Genomic DNA, 21,678 nt, shown 5'->3' with positions numbered 1-21,678 from the left:
TGAATCTGATTAATCAGATTTTCAATTCCGTCACGCTCTTTTTGAGGTGCTGGATTATTCCCCATTGCTGGTGGCTGCTTTTTGGCAGGGACAATCGGACGTTCCTCAACTGAGGTTGGTGACGTTGTTCCTGGCAAATCAGAAAAGTCATTCTGAGTTGAACGTGTTGGTGCCGGCGGTGCAGGGCGATAAAGTGGACGAGCCAATGGTGGCGAAGCACGATATTCTTTTTTGTCTTCACTTTGCTGGATCTGTAATTTATCACGCGAAATTGGATCTTTCGCCTCTTTATCTAGACGAACCCATGCCGATGGCGTGTCTTTTAATGACTGACCCATAAAGTTAGTCCAGATCGGAAGCGCTGCAACACCACCGTATTCACGACGACCTAGCGTACGCGGTTGGTCAAAGCCAACCCAGGCCACAGCAACCAACTTGCCATTGAAGCCCGCGAACCATGCATCTTTCGCATCGTTGGTTGTTCCTGTTTTACCACCCAAATCATCACGTCCGATTTTCATCGCAGCACGTCCAGTACCGTGTTGAATTACATCACGTAAGATGTTGGCCATGTCATAAGCTGAGCTTGATTTCAGGATACGTTGTGCCTGACGATAGTCACCATTTGGCTTGCTTGCTTTTTCAGTATCAGCAGCAGTCATTGGTACTTCAGATGCTGCATTTGTATCATCCAAAGTCTCATTGGTGATTTCTTTTACTTCATCTTTTTTGCTTGCGTCAGCTGTTTGTTGTTTTGCATCGTTCTTTGCAGTGGCAATACAAGGAATACATGCATACTCAGGCTTCGCTTCATAAATGACTTTGCCATACGCATCTTCAATACGTGTAATAAAGTGCGGCTGGATACGGTAACCGCCATTGGCAAATGTCGCATAACCTGTTGCCATTTGAATCGGCAATACTTGTGGCGTACCTAAGGCAATGGTGTAGTTACGTGGAATCTGGTCATCTTGTAAACCAAAATCCATAAACAGTTGGCGGGTACGTTCGATCCCGACATTTTGTAATAAACGGACAGAAACCGAGTTTCGTGACAAGTAAAGGGCACGGCGTAATGGAATCATACCAAGATAGCGCCCATCCGCGTTTCTTGGTGACCATTTACCAATGGTAATCGGGCTATCGTTAACCATGCTATATGGCGTCATACCACGCTCTAAAGCCAGCGCATACACGAATGGTTTAATGGTCGAACCAGGTTGTCTCCAACCTTGTAAAGCACGGTTAAATTTTGATTGATAGAAGTTATAGCCACCGACAACCGCTTCAATTGCACCGTCATTTGGATTAATGGCAATGAGCTGGCCCTGTACTTTTGGTACTTGAGTCAAAGCCCATACCGTTTTGCCTTCATTTGGACGCAAACGCACAATATCTTTGACTTTGACAATTTGTGAAGCATTCGATGGTGCGCCACCCACGCTATTGGCGTTGCGATATGGACGTACCCAAGACATGCCTGACCAGTTCACTGTTACGGTTGAGCCATCTTGCATTAAGGCTTCAAAAGAATTGTTATTCACTTTGGTGACTTGAGCAGGGTAGGTGTTCGCATAAGCCATGAACTGTTTTAAAGGTTTATCATGTGCCTCTGGACCGCGCCAGCCATGACGACGGTCATATGCTTCCAGTCCATTTTGAATCGCTTGTTCTGCATAACGCTGACGGTTGCTATCAACGGTGGTGTAAACCTTGTAACCCGAGTCAATCGCCTGTTCGCCAAAATGCTCAACTAATTCGGAACGGACCATTTCTCCGACATAGGGAAAAACGTTACTCACCGAGCGATCAACCATGTTCAGATTGATTGGCTCGGCAACCGCTTGCTGGTATTGATTCTGGTTGATATAACCCAACTGCAGCATACGTCCCAAAATCCAGTTACGACGCTCAAGCGCACGTTCTGGGTTAACCACAGGATTATATTTTGATGGTGCTTTCGGTAAACCCGCAATCATTGCCATTTGTGCGGTGGTTAGCTCATTCAGGTTTTTGTTGTAATAGATACGAGCAGCCGCAGCGATACCGTAGGCATTTTTACCCAAGAAAATTTTATTGACATACGCCGTCAAAATTTCCTGTTTTGTTAAATTCTGTTCGATTTTTCGTGCAAGAAAAACCTCAGTCAGTTTACGTCTTAGTGTTCGGTCTGGACTTAAATAATAGTTCTTCGCAACCTGCATGGTAATGGTTGAGCCCCCAGTCTGGACATCAGAACCCGTAACAGATTCAGTCAAAGCTCGCCCTAAGCCTTTAAAACTGATGCCGTTATGCTCAAAAAATGAGGAGTCTTCTGCTGCAAGGAAACCATGAATAAAGGTCGGAGGAATCTGTTCATACTTAACAGGAATTGATAATTTCCCGCCATATTCCGCAATCAACTTATTATCTGCCGTATAGACTTGCAATGGTTTTAATAAAGGCGCTTTTTTTAATGAGCTCATATCTGGCAATGATGGCGCGAGATAGAGATACATGCCATAAAATCCCATTGGAAGTGAGACTAAGATAATAATAACGATCAAAAAAAATGGGCGAACAATACCAGAACTGGATAGCTTTTTCATAATAAGTAAGTTTTAATAAGAGCGAATGGCAAACTAATTGTGGTCAGTATATCCTTTAGACATGCGGATTGTTAGATGAGTTATTGTATCCGTATCAATTAAAGACCAAAACAAAATTAGTATGTTGAATTTTTGGGGATAAAAAAATAAATAGGAAAGTACTGTGCTCAGGTTATATCGTAAACCAAATAAGGGGTTAGTGGGTGTCGATATTAGTTCGACAACTGTTAAATTATTGGAGCTCTCTGTAAAGAACGGTAGATATTGGGTTGAAAGTTATGCGGTGATGCCATTACCTGAAAATAGTGTAGTGGAAAAAAGCATTCTGAACCCAGAGGCGGTGGGTGATGCGCTTGAGAGAGTCGTCAACCTTGCGAATCCTCACACCACCAATGTTGCATTTGCAGTGCCTACTTCTATGGTCATTAACAAGATTATAGAAATGGATGCTGACATGTCGGATGAAGAACGTGAAGTTCAGATCCGTATGGATGCTGAGCAATACATTCCGTTCCCGTTAGATGAAGTGAGTCTGGATTTTGAAGTTTTACCTGACCGTTTGGCCAATGCAAACCGGGTAAACGTACTGCTCGTGGCCACGCGAACAGAAAATGTAGATACGCGAGTCGAAGTGCTTGAACTGGCTGGCCTCACTGCAAAAATCGCCGAAGTTGAAAGTTACGCAATGGAGCGTGCTTTTAGTGTCTTTGCCGATACTTTGCCAATGGGTGCCAATACGGTCGGTATTCTGGATATTGGTCATACCATGACTACGCTTTCTGTGATGCAGAAAGGTAAAATTATCTATACCCGTGAGCAAGTGTTTGGCGGTCGTCAACTGACTCAAGATGTACAAAGTCGCTATGGCTTGTCTTTTGAGGAAGCGGGTCGTGCCAAAAAAGAAAGAACACTGCCAGACGATTATGATACCGAGGTGCTTGAGCCTTTCCTTGATGCAGTCGTTCAGCAAGCTGCACGTTCACTCCAGTTCTTCTTTTCATCTTCTCAGTTTAATGAGATTGACCATATTTTACTTGCTGGCGGGAATGCCAATATTCCTGGTCTGGCGAAATTATTACAACAAAAGCTCGGTTATCGGGTGACCATTGCCAATCCATTTTTACAAATGGGTTTTTCTCCCCAAATTGATATTAAAAAAATTGAAAATGATGCTTCCTCTTTAATGGTGGCATGTGGTTTGGCAATGAGGAGTTTTGATTAATGGCAAAGATTAACTTACTCCCTTGGCGTGATGAGCTAAGAGAACAAAGAAAGAAACAGTTTGTCGCTTTTTGTGTTGGGGTTGCTGCATTAGGGGTTGCATCGGTTTTTTCAGGGTGGATGTATTTTGACCATAAACTGAGTGATCAGGAACAGGCCAATCAGCTGATTGTGAGTACCAATCAGAATCTGGATACACAACTGAAAGCTCTGGATGGTTTGCAAGAACGCCGTAATGCCATTATTGAGCGTATGAAGCTGATTCAGGGTTTACAAGGGCAGCGTCCAGTTACGGTACGTCTGGTGGATGAACTGGTTCGCGTCACGCCACCAACCATGTACTTGACCAAGTTTACCCGTACAGGTGATAAATTCACCATCGAAGGTAAAGCGGAAAGCCCGAATACCGTGGCTGAACTGTTGCGTAATCTTGAGGCTTCGCCGTGGTATCGCAATGCCTTTATGAATTCATTCCTTGCAGTAGATGAAGATAAAAACAAAGATAAGGCAGCAAGCTCGCTGGTTCCTCGGGTTGAGGAAAATTATGGAAGTTTTATTGTCACTGTAGATTTGGGTGAGATTGGTACAACTGTTGAGGCTGCACCAACAACAGAACAGGCAGCATCAGGGACAGTAGCAGCGGGGGCCGTGAAATGAACCAAGATGAATTGAATCAAGACACCGTTGCTGTCAAGAAAAAGAAAATGACAGTCGAGCAGTTCTTCCAGCAATTTAATACGCTGGACATGAACAATTACGGCAGTTGGCCTTTATCCGTCAAAATCACGTGCTGGATCTTCGTATTTTTAGCTGTGATTGCGCTGGGTTATTTTGTGGTGATTAAATCTCAGCTCGAAGCGATTGAGAATGCTCAGGCGCAGGAACAAAGTTTACTGAATGAATTTAGAGAAAAAGATTCCAAACTGCGTAACTTGCAACAATATCAAGCGCAGTTGCAAGAAATGGAAGCGAATTTTAATCAACAATTAGAACAGCTACCAAAAGAAACAGAGATTCCGAGTCTGGTTGAAGATATCAACTTGACGGGTGTTAACTCTGGCCTGAAATTTAAAAACATCCGTCTGGAAAATGAAGTCAAACAAGAGTTCTTTATTGAGCAGCCAATCAGTATCGATGCGACAGGCGACTACCATGCATTTGGTGCTTTCGTGACAGGTATTGCGGCGTTGCCTCGTATTGTGACTTTGCATGACTTTACGGTTGAAGCAAAAGAAGATACCCAGAAAAAATCTGATATTCCTGTGGTGAATTATACTGTGAAAGCCAAGACCTACCGTTATGTAGGTGCGGATGATCAGGCCAATGCCGCTGCGGCAGCGACAAATAATCCACCTGCTGCAGGAGGAAAGTAAGCCATGAATAATTATAAATTACTACTTAGCTTGTTGCTTGGATTGGGGTTGGTTGGATGTGATTCGCGTATTGATGCAGTCAACCAGAAGATGGCTGAGATCCGAAATCAGCCGCCTTTACCGATTGAACCTGCACCTGTATTTACACCTGTACCGTTATTTAACTATTCGGCGCATCAGCTGAAAAGCCCATTTATGCCAAGTTCTTTAGCTGCCGAGTTAAAGATTATGGCAGGCAAACGTGTGTATCCGAACTTTAATCGTCAGCCACAACCGCTAGAGAGCTATGCGCTGGAATCATTAAATATGAAGGGTAGCATGCGTGGCAGAAGCAGCGAGACGATTGCTTTAATTCAAACACCTGATGGGCAAATCGAGCGCGTACAAGTGGGTAGTTATTTGGGGATGAATCAGGGGCGCATCATTAAAATTAGCCCGACTCAGATAGATTTGGTGGAAATCGTACCTGATGGACGAGAAGGTTACGTAGAAAGACCTCGAACACTCGTTCTCATTGGGCCAGCACCATAAGATTAAGGGAATAACAATGAAAAAACAGTTTAAAGATTCTTTATTTGGGGAAGCGAAGACCATGAATCATGCATTCCGTCAATTTTCTATGGCTGCGATTACGCTTGCTGTGATGCAGGTTGCCTCAGCACAAGTCAGCATGACCAATATTGTACCCATGAATTTGGCTGAACAAGGTACAGAAATCCGCGTCATGTTTAATGGTTTGCCACCGCAACCACAAGCTTATCAGCTTGAACAGCCTGCTCGCTTGATTCTGGATTTTGATAAAGCACAACAAACTTTAAAACAAACTTCTATTCCAGTTTCAACCAATGAAGCAAGTTCTGTTGAAGTTGCGGCAGATGACCAACGTTCTCGTGTGATTGTGAATTTGAAAGATGCTGGTGCATTTACGACACGTGTGGAAGGCAATACTTTTGTACTGAAAATTAATTCAGCCAAGCCTGCGGCAATGGCGGCTCCAGTCGCTGCTGTGCGTCAGGCGCAACAAGGTATTTCCAACATTGGTTTCCAGCGTGGCAATCAAGGCGAAGGGCTGGTGGTTATTGATTTATTAGGGAATAACACACCTGTAGATGTACAACAGCAAGGCAGTAAGATTGTTGTGCGTACCATGGGGAATAAAATCCCGACGCATTTGGCTCGTCGTTTAAATACCAATGACTTCGCAACGCCTGTCGCAAGTATTGATGCCTATAACGACAAAGGAAATGGTGTCATCACCATTCAATCTGCGGGTAGCTATGAATATATGGCTTATCAGGCAGAAAATAAACTGACTATCAGCTTAAAGCGTCCTGAAGATAAATCACCGACCAAGGCCAAGACACAAACCTATACTGGGAATAAAATTTCTTTAGACTTCCAGGATATTGAAGTACGCCGTGTATTGCAGTTACTTGCAGACTTTACCGGTATTAATATGGTTGCCGCAGATACGGTGCAAGGTAATATCACCTTACGTCTTAAAGATGTGCCGTGGGATCAGGCTTTGGATATTGTCTTGAAAACCAAGAATCTGGACAAGCGTCGTAATGGTAATGTGATCTGGATTGCACCAGTTTCAGAGCTGATTAAGGCTGAGGAAGAAGAAGCCAAAGCGCAGGCACAAAGCGTAAAACTGGCGCCTCTGCAAACTGAATATATTACGTTAAGCTATGCAAAAGCAGCGGATATTGAAAAGCTGATTACCCAAGGAAAGAACGCGAATACTAATAATGGTAATTCTTCCAATTCAATCAGCAATGACAATTTAGCGGGTGGCTTGTTAAGTCCTCGCGGAACCATTTCGATTGACCCGCGTACCAATACCTTAATCGTGAATGATACTTCTCAGAAAATTGACCAGATCCGTAAGATGGTTGATCTGCTGGACGTATCGGTTAAACAGGTCATGATTGAAGCGCGTATTGTCAGTGCCAGTACTGATTTCACCAAAGAGATGGGTGTGAAATGGGGAATCTTGTCTCAAGGGATTACTAAAAATAATGACCTGTTAGTGGGCGGTAGTGATCAGACATTATGGGATTTAAGAAAGCCTGAAAAAGATAGCGATACAGGTGGCTGGAAATATGAAATTGAACGTCCAGATAACCTGAATGTCGACTTAGGTGCAGTTACACCTGGAGCAAGCCGTATTGCTTTTGGTTTAATTAGCCTGTCAGACTTTATGCTGGATTTAGAACTTTCAGCGGTACAAGCCGATGGTTATGGAGAAGTAATTTCGACGCCAAAAGTCATGACTGCCGACAAGCAAGCTGCAAAAATTGAATCGGGTAAGAAAATTCCTTATACCTCATCAACCGGTGGTGGTGCGAATGCCGTGCCTAAAACAGAGTTTATTGATGCGACCTTAAGTCTGGATGTGACACCAAGCATTACCCCTGACGGTAAAGTCATGATGAAATTGAACATTACCAAAGACTCGCAAAGTACGCCGACACCAACAGGACAGCTCACCATTAATAAAAACCAGATTGATACCAATGTACTGGTGGATAATGGTGAAACCGTAGTGCTCGGTGGTATTTTTGAGCAGGAAAATATCAGTTCTCAAGTGAAAGTACCATTCTTGGGTGACTTACCTTATGTCGGACGCTTATTCCGCCGTGACTTGAAAACAGACAATAAACGTGAGCTACTTATTTTTATTACGCCGAGAATTGTTAATGACACTTTAACCAGAAATCATTAATATATTTTCAATAATCGCAATTCATATAGGTGGCGCGTTGCCAAGCAAAGCGTTTGAAACCCTACCAAATATTTATTTGGTAGGGCCAATGGGGGCAGGAAAAACAACAGTTGGCCGGCATTTAGCAGAATTGCTAGGCCGTGATTTTATTGATAGCGATCATGAAATCGAACGTAAAACAGGTGCCACAATTCCATGGATTTTTGAAAAAGAAGGGGAAGTCGGATTTCGGTTACGCGAAACCAATGTATTGAATGACTTAACCTCTCGTCCATTATTGGTATTGGCTACAGGCGGTGGCGCAGTCACCCAAGTGAAAAACCGAGAATTTCTTAAACAGCGTGGTATCGTTGTTTATCTTTATACTCCTGTAGAGTTACAACTACAGCGAACCTATCGCGATAAAAATCGCCCTTTATTACAAGTCGAAAATCCAGAGCAAAAACTACGTGACTTATTGGCACTGCGCGATCCTTTATATCGCGAGGTCGCACACTATGTCATTGAAACAAATCAAGGTGCCGCACGGGATTTAGCACAACGTATCTTGCACGTCATTTTATCTAAACAAGTTAAGTAATCGCTGGTTGGTTGTCATTATGCAAACGTTACATGTTGAGTTGGGTGATCGTCGTTATCCAATATTTATTGGTAGTCATTTAGATCCAAAAGAATTGCTTGAGCCTTATTTACATGGTCGACAAGTCATGCTGGTGTCTAACTCAACGGTTGCGCCTTTATATTTACAACATTATATGGATGCCTTGACCCAGCTTGATAAACAAGTTGCTCAATGCATTTTGCCAGATGGTGAGAAATATAAAGACCTTCAGCATTTGAATCTTATTTTCGATGCTTTGCTTGAAGCAGGCTTTAATCGGGATTGTACCGTACTGGCTTTGGGTGGTGGTGTCATTGGCGATATGGCCGGTTTTGCCTCAGCCTGTTTCCAGCGTGGTGTCTATTTTGTTCAGGTGCCAACCACCTTGTTGTCACAGGTTGACTCAAGCGTAGGTGGCAAAACGGGTATTAACCATCCGTTGGGCAAGAATATGCTGGGTGCTTTCCAGCAGCCACAAGTGGTGCTGGCGGATATGGCTCAGCTAGAGACTTTGCCAAATCGCGAACTGTCTGCGGGCCTGTCAGAAGTGATTAAATATGCCTTATTGGGTGATGTTGATTTTCTGGTCTGGTTAGAACAGAACATGGATGCTTTGGTTGCACGTGATGCAAACTTATTGGCAGAAGCGGTGTATCGCTCATGCGCACATAAAGCTCGTATTGTTGCAAATGATGAAAAAGAGCAGGGCGAGCGTGCCTTACTCAATCTTGGGCATACTTTTGGACACGCGATTGAATCTTATCTGGGTTACGGCACATGGTTGCATGGTGAAGCGGTAGCTACGGGTATGGTGATGGCAGCAGATTTGTCTCATCGTTTAGGTTGGATTTCAGCCGAAGATGTACAACGTACAAAAAATATCATTCAACGCGCCAATTTACCGATATCATGTCCAAAAATTCCATTAGATGAATTCTTGGCTTATATGTCGCATGATAAAAAAGTCTTAAATGGGCAATTACGTCTGGTTTTATTGAAAACATTAGGTCAGGCGGTGATTACCAAAGACTTTGACGTTGAGTTAATGAAACAATCTATTCTTGCAAATCAATCTGCATAATTAATTATTTGGGTAAAGCATGGCTGTGTCACGATCAATTTGGCAAAATATTCAACAATATAGCTGGCTCGTTTTCGCGTTGGCTTGTTTAATTGCTGCATTGATATTCTGGGGCGTTACGGATACTAAAGCACTGGTCAAAGAGCAACAGCCGACTGAAACGGAAACACAGGTTCAGATTCAACCTGAAAAGGTGGCAGCGACTGCACATCTGGGTGCACTCTCGGATGAAGTGAAGCCATTAGATACCACGACACGTGTTGTTGTCTCTAATGATCATGCACCTGAGTTTCGTGGAACCAAATATATTAAGGATAATCAACGTCAGTGGACGATGGAGATTTTCCGCAGTTCAGATGAAGCAATTATTAAAAATTTCTTGTTAAATCGAGCTGATCGCAAGAAGTTTGTTTATTTCCGTCTGAGTGGTGAAGATCAGGTTGAGCAATATGTGCTTACTTATGGTGCTTTTTCAAATGCAGAAGAAGCCACCCGTCAATTTGCCCAGCTCAATCTGGCACTTCCTGAGTCGATAAAGCCGAAAGCACAGCAGCTGACAACATATGCTGAGTTTGTGAATGATTTGGGCTCTGATGAAATGAAATCGGCGACCAATCAGCTTTATGCAGTACAGTTAAGACCTGCAGCACTGCCTAGAGTGGATGAAACCTTGTTAATGAATCGAGCACCAGCAACGAGCAATCGGGCGGCAGATTCATCAACAACTGTTAAAACGACTGTGACTCAACGTGATGCACAAGGTAATGTCGTTAACGTTAAACAAAGCCAATCGGCCCCTCCAGCACCGACAAATGCTGAAAAAATAAAAGAAAATTCAGATTCTTCTAAACGAGAAGTAAGCGACCCATTTAATTGATGTTGCACTAAAATTGTGCAGAAGTGATTCTTTTTATAGCAACATGATTTTTTTTGGTGCGTTTTATAACTAGGGGCAAGTTCTTTGCCCCTTATAATTTAAAGTTATTTTAATTTTTTTAATGATTTAGTAAATCCTATTTTACATGGCATGTTTTTTGCATTCTTGTGGTGCTAATTTGTCTGCTCATTGCGCCTTTTGGTACTAAATGATTCATTAGTTTAGTGAAATGGAAAGTTTTTGTGCTTTACAAACTTTTTTGAGGGTGTAATAACTGAAAACACTTTAGATGGCGAAATGCACTGCGTCTTTAAAAAGAAAGGCGTATATTGCAAATCCGCCAGTAAAAATGTTTTCGCGAAGCATTGAACTTTAAATGAGTTGATCGGCAATATCGCAGAAAATGAATTGAATGTTTGTTGCTCGAAAGAGCCATGTTGAAAGAAGGGTACGCTATGCACATGCCATCGCCTAATACTGTAGCTCCCGCTCAAGGTTTATATCAGCCTGACGAGTTTAAGGATAACTGTGGTTTTGGTCTGATTGCCCATATGAAGGGTGAATCAAGCCATCATCTGGTCGAAACTGCGATTCACAGTTTAAGTTGCATGACGCACCGTGGTGGTATTGCCGCGGATGGTAAAACAGGAGATGGGTGCGGATTGTTATTGGCGATGCCGAAACAATTTTTCCGTGACGAAGCTCAGAAACTGGGAACCAACCTGACTGAGATTTTTGCTGCTGGTACGGTATTTTTAAATATTGATCCTGCTTTAGCGCAAAATGCGAAAAACATTTTAAATAAGGAAATCGAAGCTGCGGGCCTGACCGTTGCAGCATGGCGTGTCATTCCAACCAATAACGATGCCTTAGGTGAGATTGCACTTCAATCTTTACCTGCATTTGAACAGATTCTCGTGAACTGCCCAATGGGTTTAACCGAAGTTGAGTTTAACCGTAAACTCTTCTTGGCTCGTCGTCGTGCAGAACAAAAATTACAAAATGATCCATTATTCTATGTGACTACATTAGCGACTACAGTGATCAGCTATAAAGGTCTCATGATGCCAGCAGCGATTGCTGACTTCTATACCGACTTGGCTGACGAGCGCTTAAAATCACATATCGTGGTGTTCCACCAACGTTTCTCGACCAATACCTTGCCACGTTGGCCATTGGCACAGCCATTCCGTTACCTTGCACATAATGGTGAAATTAATACCATTACGGCGAACCGTAACTGGGCTTTGGCACGTACACCAAAATTTGAAAATGCATTACTTCCTGGTCTGACTGAGTTAAATCCGATCGTAAACCGTACAGGTTCGGATTCATCAAGCCTAGATAACATGCTTGAAATTCTTGTTGGTGGTGGCATGGATCTGTTCCGTGCACTACGTATGCTTGTTCCACCAGCATGGCAAAACGTTGAAACTCTGGATGCTGACTTACGTGCCTTCTATGAATTCAACTCGAAGCACATGGAAGCATGGGATGGCCCAGCAGGTCTGGTGATTCAGGATGGTCGTCATGCGATCTGTATGCTTGACCGTAATGGTTTACGTCCAGCGCGTTGGGTAATCACAAAAAATGATTACATCACACTTGCTTCTGAAATCGGCGTATGGGGTTATGAGCCAGAAGATGTCGTGTCTAAAGGTCGTGTTGGCCCTGGTCAAATCCTCGTAGTCGATACTTTAACTGGCAAAGTGCTTGATACTAAAGATGTCAGCAATCACCTGAAAAACATGCGTCCATACCGTGAATGGTTGCGTGATCATGCGATTCGCTTACAGGCAAATCCACAGCTTGAAGAGCAATTGGTGGATCAAGGCCTAACAGGTGATAAGTTAAAAGCAGCACAAAAAATGTTCATGGTAACATTTGAAGAGCGCGATCAACTGTTACGTCCAATCGCAGAAAGTGGTCAGGAAGCTGTCGGTTCAATGGGCGATGATACCCCAATGGCGGTATTGTCTCGTCAAGTACGCCATGTTTCTGACTATTTCCGTCAGCAGTTTGCTCAGGTCACTAACCCGCCAATCGATCCATTACGTGAATCGATCGTAATGTCACTGGAAACCTGTTTAGGCCGTGAACAGAACGTGTTCGAGCAAGGCCCAGAGCATGCCGACCGTATCATCATTTCAAGTCCTGTATTGTCTAATTCAAAAATGCAGCAGCTTCGCGATGTTGAAAAAGAGCGCGAAGGCTATGGCGTGGTTGATATTGATCTGAACTATGCTGAAACTGAAGGTTTACAAGCAGCGATTGCACGTATCTGTGAAGAATCAGCACAGGCGGTACGTGATGGCAAAACGCTGATTGTATTAACAGATAAAAACTTCCGTGAAGGCTTCTTGCCTGCAAACTCTGCATTGGCAACAGGTGCAGTACACCATCATTTGATTAAAACAGGTTTGCGTACTGATGCGAACATTTTAGTTGAAACAGGTTTTGCACGTGATCCACATCAGTTTGCGGTATTACTTGGCTTTGGTGCGACTGCCGTATATCCATATTTGGCTTATGATGTCATCAATGACTTGGTTGCTAAAGGCGAATTATTGGGTGACCCAATCCATTCACAAGCAAACTTCCGTAAAGGGATTGAGAAAGGTTTACTCAAAGTTCTTTCTAAAATGGGTATCTCGACGGTTGCCTCTTACCGTGGTGGTCAGTTATTTGAAGCAGTCGGTTTATCTTCTGAAGTGGTTGATAAATGTTTCCTTGGCGTACCAAGCCGTATTCAAGGTGCGACTTTTGCTGACCTTGAAAATGACCAGAAGAAATTGGCGACGACTGCTTGGCAGAACCGTAAGCCGATTGATCAAGGTGGTTTGCTTAAATTCGTATTTGGTAAAGAGTACCATGCGTTTAACCCAGACGTGATCAATGCCTTGCATAAAGCTGTACGTTCAGGCCAATACGTTGACTTTAAAGAATATGCAGAACTGGTTAATAACCGTCCAGTTGCAACGATTCGTGATTTATTCAAGTTAAAAACCACGGATGGAATTGCGATTGATCAGGTTGAAACGATTGAAGAAATTCTGCCACGTTTTGACTCTGCGGGTATGTCTTTAGGTGCATTATCACCAGAAGCACACGAAGCGATTGCGATTGCCATGAATACCATTGGTGGTCGTTCGAACTCGGGTGAGGGCGGTGAAGATCCTGCTCGTTATGGCACGATTCGTAACTCGAAAATCAAACAGATTGCATCAGGTCGTTTTGGTGTAACGCCAGCTTACCTAACATCTGCTGAAGTATTACAGATCAAAGTAGCACAAGGTGCAAAACCGGGTGAGGGTGGTCAGTTACCAGGTGGTAAAGTGAATGGCTTAATTGCACGTTTACGTTACTCAGTACCCGGTGTTACCTTGATTTCACCACCACCGCATCATGATATTTATTCGATTGAAGATTTATCACAATTGATCTTTGACTTGAAACAGGTCAATCCTCAAGCGATGGTATCAGTCAAACTGGTATCTGAACCGGGTGTTGGAACAATTGCTGCAGGTGTTGCAAAAGCGTATGCTGATTTCATTACCATTTCAGGTTATGACGGTGGTACAGCGGCATCACCACTTTCATCGATTCACCATGCGGGTTCACCATGGGAATTGGGTCTAAGCGAAGCGCATCAAGCACTCCGTGTAAATGACTTGCGTGGCAAGGTTCGTGTACAAACCGATGGTGGTTTGAAAACGGGTCTGGATGTCATCAAGGCCGCTATTTTAGGTGCGGAAAGCTTCGGTTTCGGTTCTACACCAATGATCGCATTGGGCTGTAAATATCTGCGTATCTGTCACTTGAACAACTGTGCAACGGGTGTTGCAACACAGCAAGATCATTTACGTCAGGAACACTATATTGGTGAACCTGAAATGCTGATCAACTTCTTCAAGTTTATTGCAGAAGAAACACGTGAATGGTTGGCTGCATTGGGGGTCGCCTCACTGAAAGACTTGATTGGCCGTGTGGATTTACTCGAAGTATTACCAGGTGAAACGGATAAACATGCACATCTTGATCTCAGTGCATTATTAACCTCACACCCTGCGGCTGACGGTAAGGCGCAATATTGCCAAGTTCAGGGCAATGCACCATTTGATAAAGGTGTCTTGGCTGAGCAAATGGTGGCAGAAATGTTGCCAGCAATTGAAGCGGGTACAGGTGGTTCATTCAACTTCACTGTAGGTAACTGTGACCGTTCGATTGGTGCGCGTATCTCAGGTGAAATTGCACGTCGTTATGGCAATCTGGGTATGGAAAATAATCCAGTGGTCATGAACCTGATCGGTACTGCGGGTCAGTCACTCGGGGTATGGAATGCGGGTGGTTTGCATATCAAACTTGAAGGTGATGCCAACGACTATGTCGGTAAAGGTATGGCTGGAGGTCGTGTATCGATCTTTCCACCAAAAGGTTCACCGTTCCAGACCCAAAATACCGCAATTATTGGTAACACCTGTTTATATGGTGCGACTGGCGGTAAAGTCTTTGCTGCGGGAACTGCGGGTGAGCGTTTCGCGGTTCGTAACTCAGGCGCATTTGCGGTTATTGAAGGTGCGGGCGACCACTGTTGTGAATATATGACGGGTGGTGTGGTAACCGTATTAGGTAAAGTAGGTCATAACTTCGGTGCAGGTATGACGGGTGGTTTTGCTTATGTACTCGATCTTGATAATGACTTTGTCGACTACTATAACCACGAACTTATTGATCTGAATCGTATCTCTACAGAAGCGATGGAAGACCACAAAGAAAACCTACTCCGTATTTTGGATGAACATATTCAGGAGACGGGTAGTGCATGGGCTTACAAGATCCGTAATGAGTTCGACTTCTATAGTCGTAAGTTCTGGCTGGTGAAACCAAAAGCTGCTAATTTACAGACGCTTTTGAAAACAACCCAAGCTGATCCACAATAATTCCACGACTGCATAGACATAGGCAGGTGCAGAGATGAGGGACATCGCTGCGCCTACCCACGGAGAGAGACATGGCAGAGCGCCTTAATAATGACTTTCAATTTCTGGATGTAGCACGCCAAGATCCAGAGAAAAAAGATATTACTGTCCGCAAGGCAGAGTTTGTGGAAATTTATAAACCTTTTACTGCGGAAGTGGCTGCGAATCAGACCCACCGTTGTTTAGGGTGTGGTAACCCGTATTGTGAATGGAAATGTCCGGTACATAACTACATTCCAAACTGGTTAAAACTGATTGCAGAAGGCCAGATTTTCCAAGCCGCTGAACTTTGCCACCAAACCAACACCTTGCCAGAAGTTTGTGGTCGTGTGTGCCCGCAAGACCGTTTATGTGAAGGTGCTTGTACCTTAAATGATGGTTTTGGTGCAGTGACCATTGGTAATGCTGAAAAATATATCAATGATACTGCTTTCGCTTTGGGCTGGCGTCCAGACATGTCTGGGGTAAAGTGGACCAATAAAAAAGTTGCGATTATTGGTGCAGGCCCAGCGGGCTTAGGTTGTGCTGATATTTTGGCGCGTGGTGGCGTAAAGCCAGTCGTATTTGATAAACGCCCTGAAATTGGTGGGTTGCTCACATTCGGTATTCCAGAATTTAAAATGGAAAAAGATGTGATGAAACGTCGTCGCGAAATCTTTACTGGTATGGGCATCGAGTTCCGCTTAAATACCGAGATTGGCGTTGATGTCACCATTGAACAATTGCTTGCTGAATACGATGCTGTATTCATGGGTATGGGAACCTATACTTATATGAAAGGTGGTTTCCCAGGTGAAGACCTCAATGGTGTTTACGATGCATTGGACTTCCTGATTGCCAATGTCAACCGTTGCCAAGGCTGGGAAAAAGATCCAAGCGAATACATCAGCGTAGATGGCAAGAAAGTCATCGTATTGGGTGGTGGTGATACCGCGATGGACTGTAACCGTACTTCATTGCGTCAAGGTGCGCATGATGTCACTTGTGCTTACCGTCGTGACGAAAGCAACATGCCGGGTTCTGCGCGCGAAGTAAAAAATGCCTATGAAGAGGGTGTTAAATTCCTGTTCAACCGCCAACCAATCGAGATTGTAGGAGAGAATGGCAAAGTCACTGGCGTTAAGGTTGTAACCACACAAATGGGTGAGCCTGATAGTCGTGGTCGCCGTAGCCCTGAGCCTGTTCCTGGTTCAGAGGAAATCTTGCCAGCAGATGCGGTATTACTTGCCTTCGGTTTCCGCCCAAGCCCAGCAGACTGGTTTGGTGGTGCAAATGTGAGCCTCGATGGTTCAGGTCGCGTTGTTGCCGCTGAACAGCAAGAGTTCAAGTTCCAGACTTCTAACCCAAAAATCTTTGCGGGTGGTGACATGGTACGTGGTTCTGATCTGGTTGTGACTGCAATCTGGGAAGGCCGTCAAGCTGCGGAAGGTATTCTGGATTATCTTGGCGTTTAATCAATACAAGATAGAATCTATTGAAATAAAGCCTGCTTAATGCAGGCTTTATTTTTTCATCTTGTCATTTTGGTAGTTTTGGCAAATCTTCTAAGCTTTTTTGCCCTGTCCTAGATGTTTGTACAGCGCAATACTCGAAGACGGACTATAAAATGAACAAGGTAATCACGATGGCCCTTGCAAATGCGAATGTAGAAAAAAGCTATTTAAATCGCCCCAAAGCGTTGGGGATTACCGTGCGTCGTTTGCAATTTAATCCAGAAAAAATCAAACGCCATTATTTTGCCAACTCACCTGTTATGTCACATCTGCTGACTGCACTTTCTTCGACCTTTCCGATTGGCGAACAGTACTTTGTGAATAGTGTCCGTAATGTTCGTGACAAAGTAAAAGACCCACAATTACAGGCGCAAATTGCGGCCTTTATTGGGCAAGAAGCGATGCATTCCAAAGCGCATACCGAGTTTAATGATGCATGGCGACGGGATGATTATAATTTAGACCGTTTTCAGGCTTGGCTGGCGAAACGAGATGATTTGCTGCGTAATATTCATCCTAAATTACAGTTGGCTTTGACCTGTGCTTTTGAGCATTTTACTGCAATGTTAGGCGGCTATATTCTGAAACATCCAGAAATTTTAAGTACGCTGGATGATGATGCCATGAAATTGTGGGTATGGCATGCCATTGAAGAAATTGAGCATCGTTCCGTGGCTTTTGATGTCTATCAGGAAGTCTATGGTGATGATCGTATCCGCCGTCTATTGATGCGTAGTGTGACTACAGGCTTTGCCAGCCTCACTTTCTATGCGACTTCACGACTCATCTGGCAGGATAAATGGAAAAGTTTACCGAAGCTGGGTGGTAATCTGTTTGGCACTTACTTATTGGCGAAAATGTTTATTCAATTGATTCCAGAGTATTTGTCCTACTATCAAGCCGATTTTCATCCTGCAAAACATGATTACACGCAATTGGTCAATTACTGGAAAGCGCGTATGGCAGATGAATATGGGATGGCGAGTTTTCAGGAGGGGACAGCCTCTCAACTGTATAGTTAACCAACCTATTTAAAAATAAAGTTTGCTTAGCATGGCATTACATCAATTTCGTTGAGTAATGCCTTTTTTATTTAAACAGTGATAAATCAACTTTAATAAATGTTACACAGCCAGCAAAAAATCACATTACAATGAACTATCGCAAAAATATAAAGAAAAACCTGAGGATAAATTTTTATGAAAGCAATTAAGCAAACAGCACTCGCAACCGTATTGGCAAGCACACTCCTGTTCACAGGTTGTGGTTATAACACTTTGCAAGTGAAAGATGAGGCGGTAAGTGCATCTTGGTCTGAAGTACAGAACCAGTATCAACGCCGTGCTGACCTTGTACCGAATCTGGTTAATGTCGTGAAAGGTTATGCCAAACATGAAGAACAAGTGCTGACTGAGGTGACTCAGGCGCGTTCGAATGTTGCTGGTTTGAAAGTCGATAAAGAAGTGCTGGAAGATCCTGCCTTATTTGAGAAATATCAACAGGCACAAAGCCAATTGACGGGTGCATTGTCGCGTTTGATCGCCGTTTCGGAAAACTATCCTGACCTGAAAGCCAATGAGCAGTTCCGTGACCTTCAAGCTCAGTTAGAAGGCACTGAAAACCGTATTGCGGTTGCCCGTAACCGTTATATTACAACCGTTCAGGACTATAACGGCTATGTACGTCAATTCCCTCAAGCTTTGACCGCTAAAGTGATTGGCATGAAAACCAAAGAAAACTTCAAGGCGGAACAGTCTGCTCAACAAGCACCAACAGTTTCATTTAACTAAGTTTTGAAATTGTTTTTAAATGTTGGGGAGTGACCGTATGTTAGAAGCGTTACAGCAAAGATTAAAACAGCAGCTTTTACCTGCCTTGTTACTTGTTTTTGCGACACTTTGTTTTCAACATACGGTCTGGGCCGAGGTTGCAACCGCAACAGATCAAAGTGATCTGGTGGTTGCAGGCAAAATTATTCAGGAACAGCAAAAGAATAAGCCCGCGCCTTCGAGTACATCGAATACTGAAACACCTGTATTGCCCAAAGTTGCCGATGACATGGCTGAAGGTGAATCCATACGTGGATTGCCGAGCTTAAATCAGCCCGTTATTGATCAGGCTAAGATATTGAGTGATGCTGAAATGCAGCAGCTCAATCAGAAAATCCTGAGTCTTTATCAACAAGGTAAGGCTCAAGTTGGTGTGATTATCGTGCCGACCACGGGACAAGAAGCGATCTTTGATTTTGCACTCCGTGCTGGGGAAAAATGGCAACTGGGTTCAGCCAAACGTGATAACGGTTTGCTGATAGCGATTGCGGTAAATGACCGTAATATTCAGATCTTGACCGGTTATGGTCTGGAAGGGGTACTGCCAGATTTGGTGCTTAGTCGCATTATTCGAAATCAGATCACCCCTTATTTTAAACAAGGGCAATACGCACAGGGGATTTCAGCGGGTTTAGATGAAATCACCCGTATTGTAAATTTAGACCCTGAGATTGCCCAACAAGCCGCTCAAGAGTTGAAAGACCGTCATGAGCAGGCCTTACATGCGCAACAAGCCAAAGACAATACCCTCACCATGGCTTTATTTATCCTGATTGCAGGTGTGGTCGGGTCGTTTATTGTCGGTAATCGTTTAAGTGCTTCAACAGCTGCCGTGGCAGCAACAGTCGCTGGCCTTGTGAATGGTGCTGGTCTGGTGATGAGCTTGTTACTTGGTGTCGGGATCTTCTTTTTATTGATTACTTCACTCGCGCAACTGATTTTCCAGATGTTCTTGTCAAGTGGCGGCCGCGGAGGCGGTGGTGGTGGAGGTTTTGGCGGCAGCGGCGGTGGCTATAGTGGCGGCGGTGGTAGCTTTGGCGGGGGAGGAGCATCAGGCTCATGGTAACCAAGACAGATACAACACAGATTATTACCCAGCCAAAACTGGATGAGCATGTTCAACCAAGTTTGAAACGTTGGTTTAAGCATTTCCTCTATGTCTCCTCGGCGCATCGTTATTTTAGCAAGCAAGACCGAACCGAGATTGCCAAAGCGGTACAGCAGGCGGAAAAAGGCCATGTAGGTGAAATACAGGTGGTGATCGAAGGACATATCCCATGTTCGCAAGCCTATCAGCAAAATACCCGCTTACGGGCGCAGCAACTATTTGCAGAACTGGGTGTTTGGGATACTGAACTGAATAGTGGTGTATTGCTGTATTTGAACCTGTGCGAGCGTAAAGTTGAAATCGTGATTGATCGTGGCTTAAAAAACGCCACCCAAACTGAAATCTGGAATGGAATTTGCCAAAGTATCGTGTTGTTGCTGGCTCAGAAGCAATATCTGCAAGCGGTGACCAACGGGGTTACGGAAATTGGACAGATTCTAGATCAGTATTATGTAAAATCAGATCTGAATGATCAAAATGAACTGCCAAACGAACCGATTATTTTAAATTAAGTTCGGTTTTTAATTTCTCATCAAAAATCAGGCTTGTTATTTTAGAAAAAATAAATTATTGTGCAGACTATTCTGTATATGTAAATTTCTAAATCGCAAGCGTTGAGATCAGCTTCCGATAAACGGCAAGAAAAAATAAAAAATAATTAAAATAAATTTTGTGTGATTCAGGTCGCTCAATTTAAATACAATTAGAAAATAGTCAAATTTGATATCTAAAAAAATGAATAATAAAGCAGTAAAGCTGACGTTATTTGTCATTTTTTTTCTTAAAATGTCTAAATTGCTCTGCTTTTATCCAACATGAAAATTTTTTAAGTCCCTGTTTTTTTAGAGTAAAATTGGCTAAGCTAAGGACTGGCATAAAATATGCTAAATACTAAGTAGCTGAAAAAAGCTTATAAAAAATATCCATTGGAGAAATGTTATGAAATCAATGCAAAAGGGTTTTACTCTTATCGAATTGATGATCGTTGTAGCGATCATTGGTATTTTGGCGGCGATTGCGATTCCTGCATATCAGGATTATATCGCTCGTGCGCAAATGTCTGAAGCAATGACGTTGGCAAGTGGTGTAAAAGGTGCGGTATCAGAAGTATTTGCCCAAGATGGTACATGCCCTACAAATGGTGCAAATGGTATTGCTGCTGCTACAGATATTAATGGTAAATATGTTTTATCTGTAACAACTGGTGGTACTGCTGCTGCTACAGGTGGTTGTACAATTACAGCTCTTATGAGATCTAGTGGTACTTCTACAGGTATTCAAGGTAAAAATCTTGTTCTTACTTTAGGTAATGCAAATGCTGGTTCAAATACTTGGACTTGTAGTTCTAATGCTGCTCAAAAATATGTACCTAAAGCATGTACTGGTTCTTAATCTTGTACAGATTTTAGGTTGAAAATAAACTCTCGAAAGAGAGTTTATTTTTATATAAAGGAGGTTTCTACAGAGGAAAAAATGGAAGCTTTAAATTTAATAAAAAAATATAAATATCATTTATTTATTGCATTTAATCTTTTGTGGATATGGGCATTGCTTAGTCCGAATATTTATTATTTTGATGATGGATACCGTGCAGCAGGAGGATTTTATAATTGGGGTGGAGATTTTCGTCCGTTCGCGGATTGGTTGTATTATATTTTAGGGATGGGAAGCCGTTTTACTGATTTAACGCCTTTACCACAAATACTGGCTTTATTTTTTATATATACCGTCTATTTTTTTTATATTAAAAATTTCTCCAATGGAGAAATAAATTTTCTCTATCTATTTGTTTTTATTCCA

At 43.1% G+C, this 21,678-nt stretch carries 17 protein-coding genes; 16 read left to right on the top strand and 1 reads right to left on the bottom strand.

Annotation, left to right across the window (positions count from 1 at the left end; genetic code table 11):
- Positions 1–2,588, bottom strand: a 2,588-nt coding sequence (locus A9Z07_RS02615) for a penicillin-binding protein 1A (RefSeq protein WP_081406398.1), incomplete at its 3' end; no start/stop codon positions are given.
- A 163-nt stretch (positions 2,589–2,751) separates the two neighbouring features.
- Here A9Z07_RS02615 and A9Z07_RS02610 point away from each other — a divergent pair.
- From A9Z07_RS02610 to A9Z07_RS02535, 16 genes are all read left to right on the top strand, one after another.
- On the top strand, positions 2,752–3,810 hold the full coding sequence (locus A9Z07_RS02610) for a pilus assembly protein PilM (protein WP_004776062.1): 1,059 nt from the start codon (positions 2,752–2,754) through the stop codon (positions 3,808–3,810).
- A complete protein-coding gene (locus tag A9Z07_RS02605; RefSeq protein ID WP_069576647.1) occupies positions 3,810–4,466 on the top strand; it encodes a PilN domain-containing protein in 657 nt (218 codons plus the stop codon). Before A9Z07_RS02610 ends, A9Z07_RS02605 begins: the two co-directional genes overlap by 1 nt.
- Entirely contained in the window at positions 4,463–5,182 is a 720-nt protein-coding gene (locus A9Z07_RS02600; RefSeq protein WP_004776059.1) for a type 4a pilus biogenesis protein PilO, read from the top strand. The genes A9Z07_RS02605 and A9Z07_RS02600 overlap by 4 nt, the downstream gene beginning before the upstream one ends.
- Before the next feature lie 3 nt (positions 5,183–5,185).
- Positions 5,186–5,713, top strand: coding sequence for a pilus assembly protein PilP (locus A9Z07_RS02595; protein ID WP_004776058.1), 528 nt, complete (start codon positions 5,186–5,188; stop codon positions 5,711–5,713).
- Between the two features lie 61 nt (positions 5,714–5,774).
- A complete protein-coding gene (gene pilQ, locus A9Z07_RS02590; RefSeq protein WP_171248589.1) occupies positions 5,775–7,910 on the top strand; it encodes a type IV pilus secretin PilQ family protein in 2,136 nt (711 codons plus the stop codon).
- Positions 7,911–7,920: 10 nt separating this feature from the next.
- Entirely contained in the window at positions 7,921–8,490 is a 570-nt protein-coding gene (aroK, locus tag A9Z07_RS02585; RefSeq protein ID WP_104021896.1) for a shikimate kinase AroK, read from the top strand.
- A gap of 19 nt (positions 8,491–8,509) precedes the next feature.
- A complete protein-coding gene (gene aroB / locus A9Z07_RS02580; RefSeq protein ID WP_069576643.1) occupies positions 8,510–9,592 on the top strand; it encodes a 3-dehydroquinate synthase in 1,083 nt (360 codons plus the stop codon).
- A 19-nt stretch (positions 9,593–9,611) separates the two neighbouring features.
- Positions 9,612–10,469, top strand: a complete 858-nt coding sequence (locus A9Z07_RS02575) for a hypothetical protein (protein WP_069576641.1) — start codon at positions 9,612–9,614, stop codon at positions 10,467–10,469.
- Positions 10,470–10,930: 461 nt separating this feature from the next.
- Positions 10,931–15,409: a glutamate synthase large subunit gene (gene gltB / locus A9Z07_RS02570; RefSeq protein WP_171248586.1), complete on the top strand. Its 4,479-nt coding sequence runs from the start codon at positions 10,931–10,933 to the stop codon at positions 15,407–15,409.
- Positions 15,410–15,480: 71 nt separating this feature from the next.
- A complete protein-coding gene (locus A9Z07_RS02565; protein WP_004776047.1) occupies positions 15,481–16,902 on the top strand; it encodes an FAD-dependent oxidoreductase in 1,422 nt (473 codons plus the stop codon).
- Positions 16,903–17,072: 170 nt separating this feature from the next.
- Positions 17,073–17,963: a metal-dependent hydrolase gene (locus A9Z07_RS02560; RefSeq protein WP_069576639.1), complete on the top strand. Its 891-nt coding sequence runs from the start codon at positions 17,073–17,075 to the stop codon at positions 17,961–17,963.
- A gap of 177 nt (positions 17,964–18,140) precedes the next feature.
- Positions 18,141–18,731 carry a LemA family protein gene (locus A9Z07_RS02555; RefSeq protein WP_004776042.1) on the top strand — a complete coding sequence of 197 codons (591 nt, stop codon included), beginning with the start codon at positions 18,141–18,143 and terminating at the stop codon, positions 18,729–18,731.
- Between the two features lie 37 nt (positions 18,732–18,768).
- On the top strand, positions 18,769–19,836 hold the full coding sequence (locus A9Z07_RS02550; protein WP_069576637.1) for a TPM domain-containing protein: 1,068 nt from the start codon (positions 18,769–18,771) through the stop codon (positions 19,834–19,836).
- Complete coding sequence (locus A9Z07_RS02545; protein ID WP_005227635.1) at positions 19,830–20,390, top strand: TPM domain-containing protein; 561 nt, start codon at positions 19,830–19,832, stop codon at positions 20,388–20,390. Before A9Z07_RS02550 ends, A9Z07_RS02545 begins: the two co-directional genes overlap by 7 nt.
- Positions 20,391–20,826: 436 nt before the next feature.
- Positions 20,827–21,270, top strand: coding sequence for a pilin (locus A9Z07_RS02540; protein ID WP_413772617.1), 444 nt, complete (start codon positions 20,827–20,829; stop codon positions 21,268–21,270).
- Positions 21,271–21,351: 81 nt separating this feature from the next.
- A partial coding sequence (locus A9Z07_RS02535; RefSeq protein ID WP_264754270.1) for a hypothetical protein occupies positions 21,352–21,678 on the top strand: 327 nt, incomplete at its 3' end.

This window comes from Acinetobacter sp. YK3 (genome assembly GCF_001729365.1).
In the GTDB taxonomy this organism is placed as follows: Bacteria; Pseudomonadota; Gammaproteobacteria; order Pseudomonadales; family Moraxellaceae; genus Acinetobacter; species Acinetobacter vivianii.
Note: the sequence above shows the minus strand (reverse complement) of the source record. Positions and strands in the feature narration are given on the sequence as shown.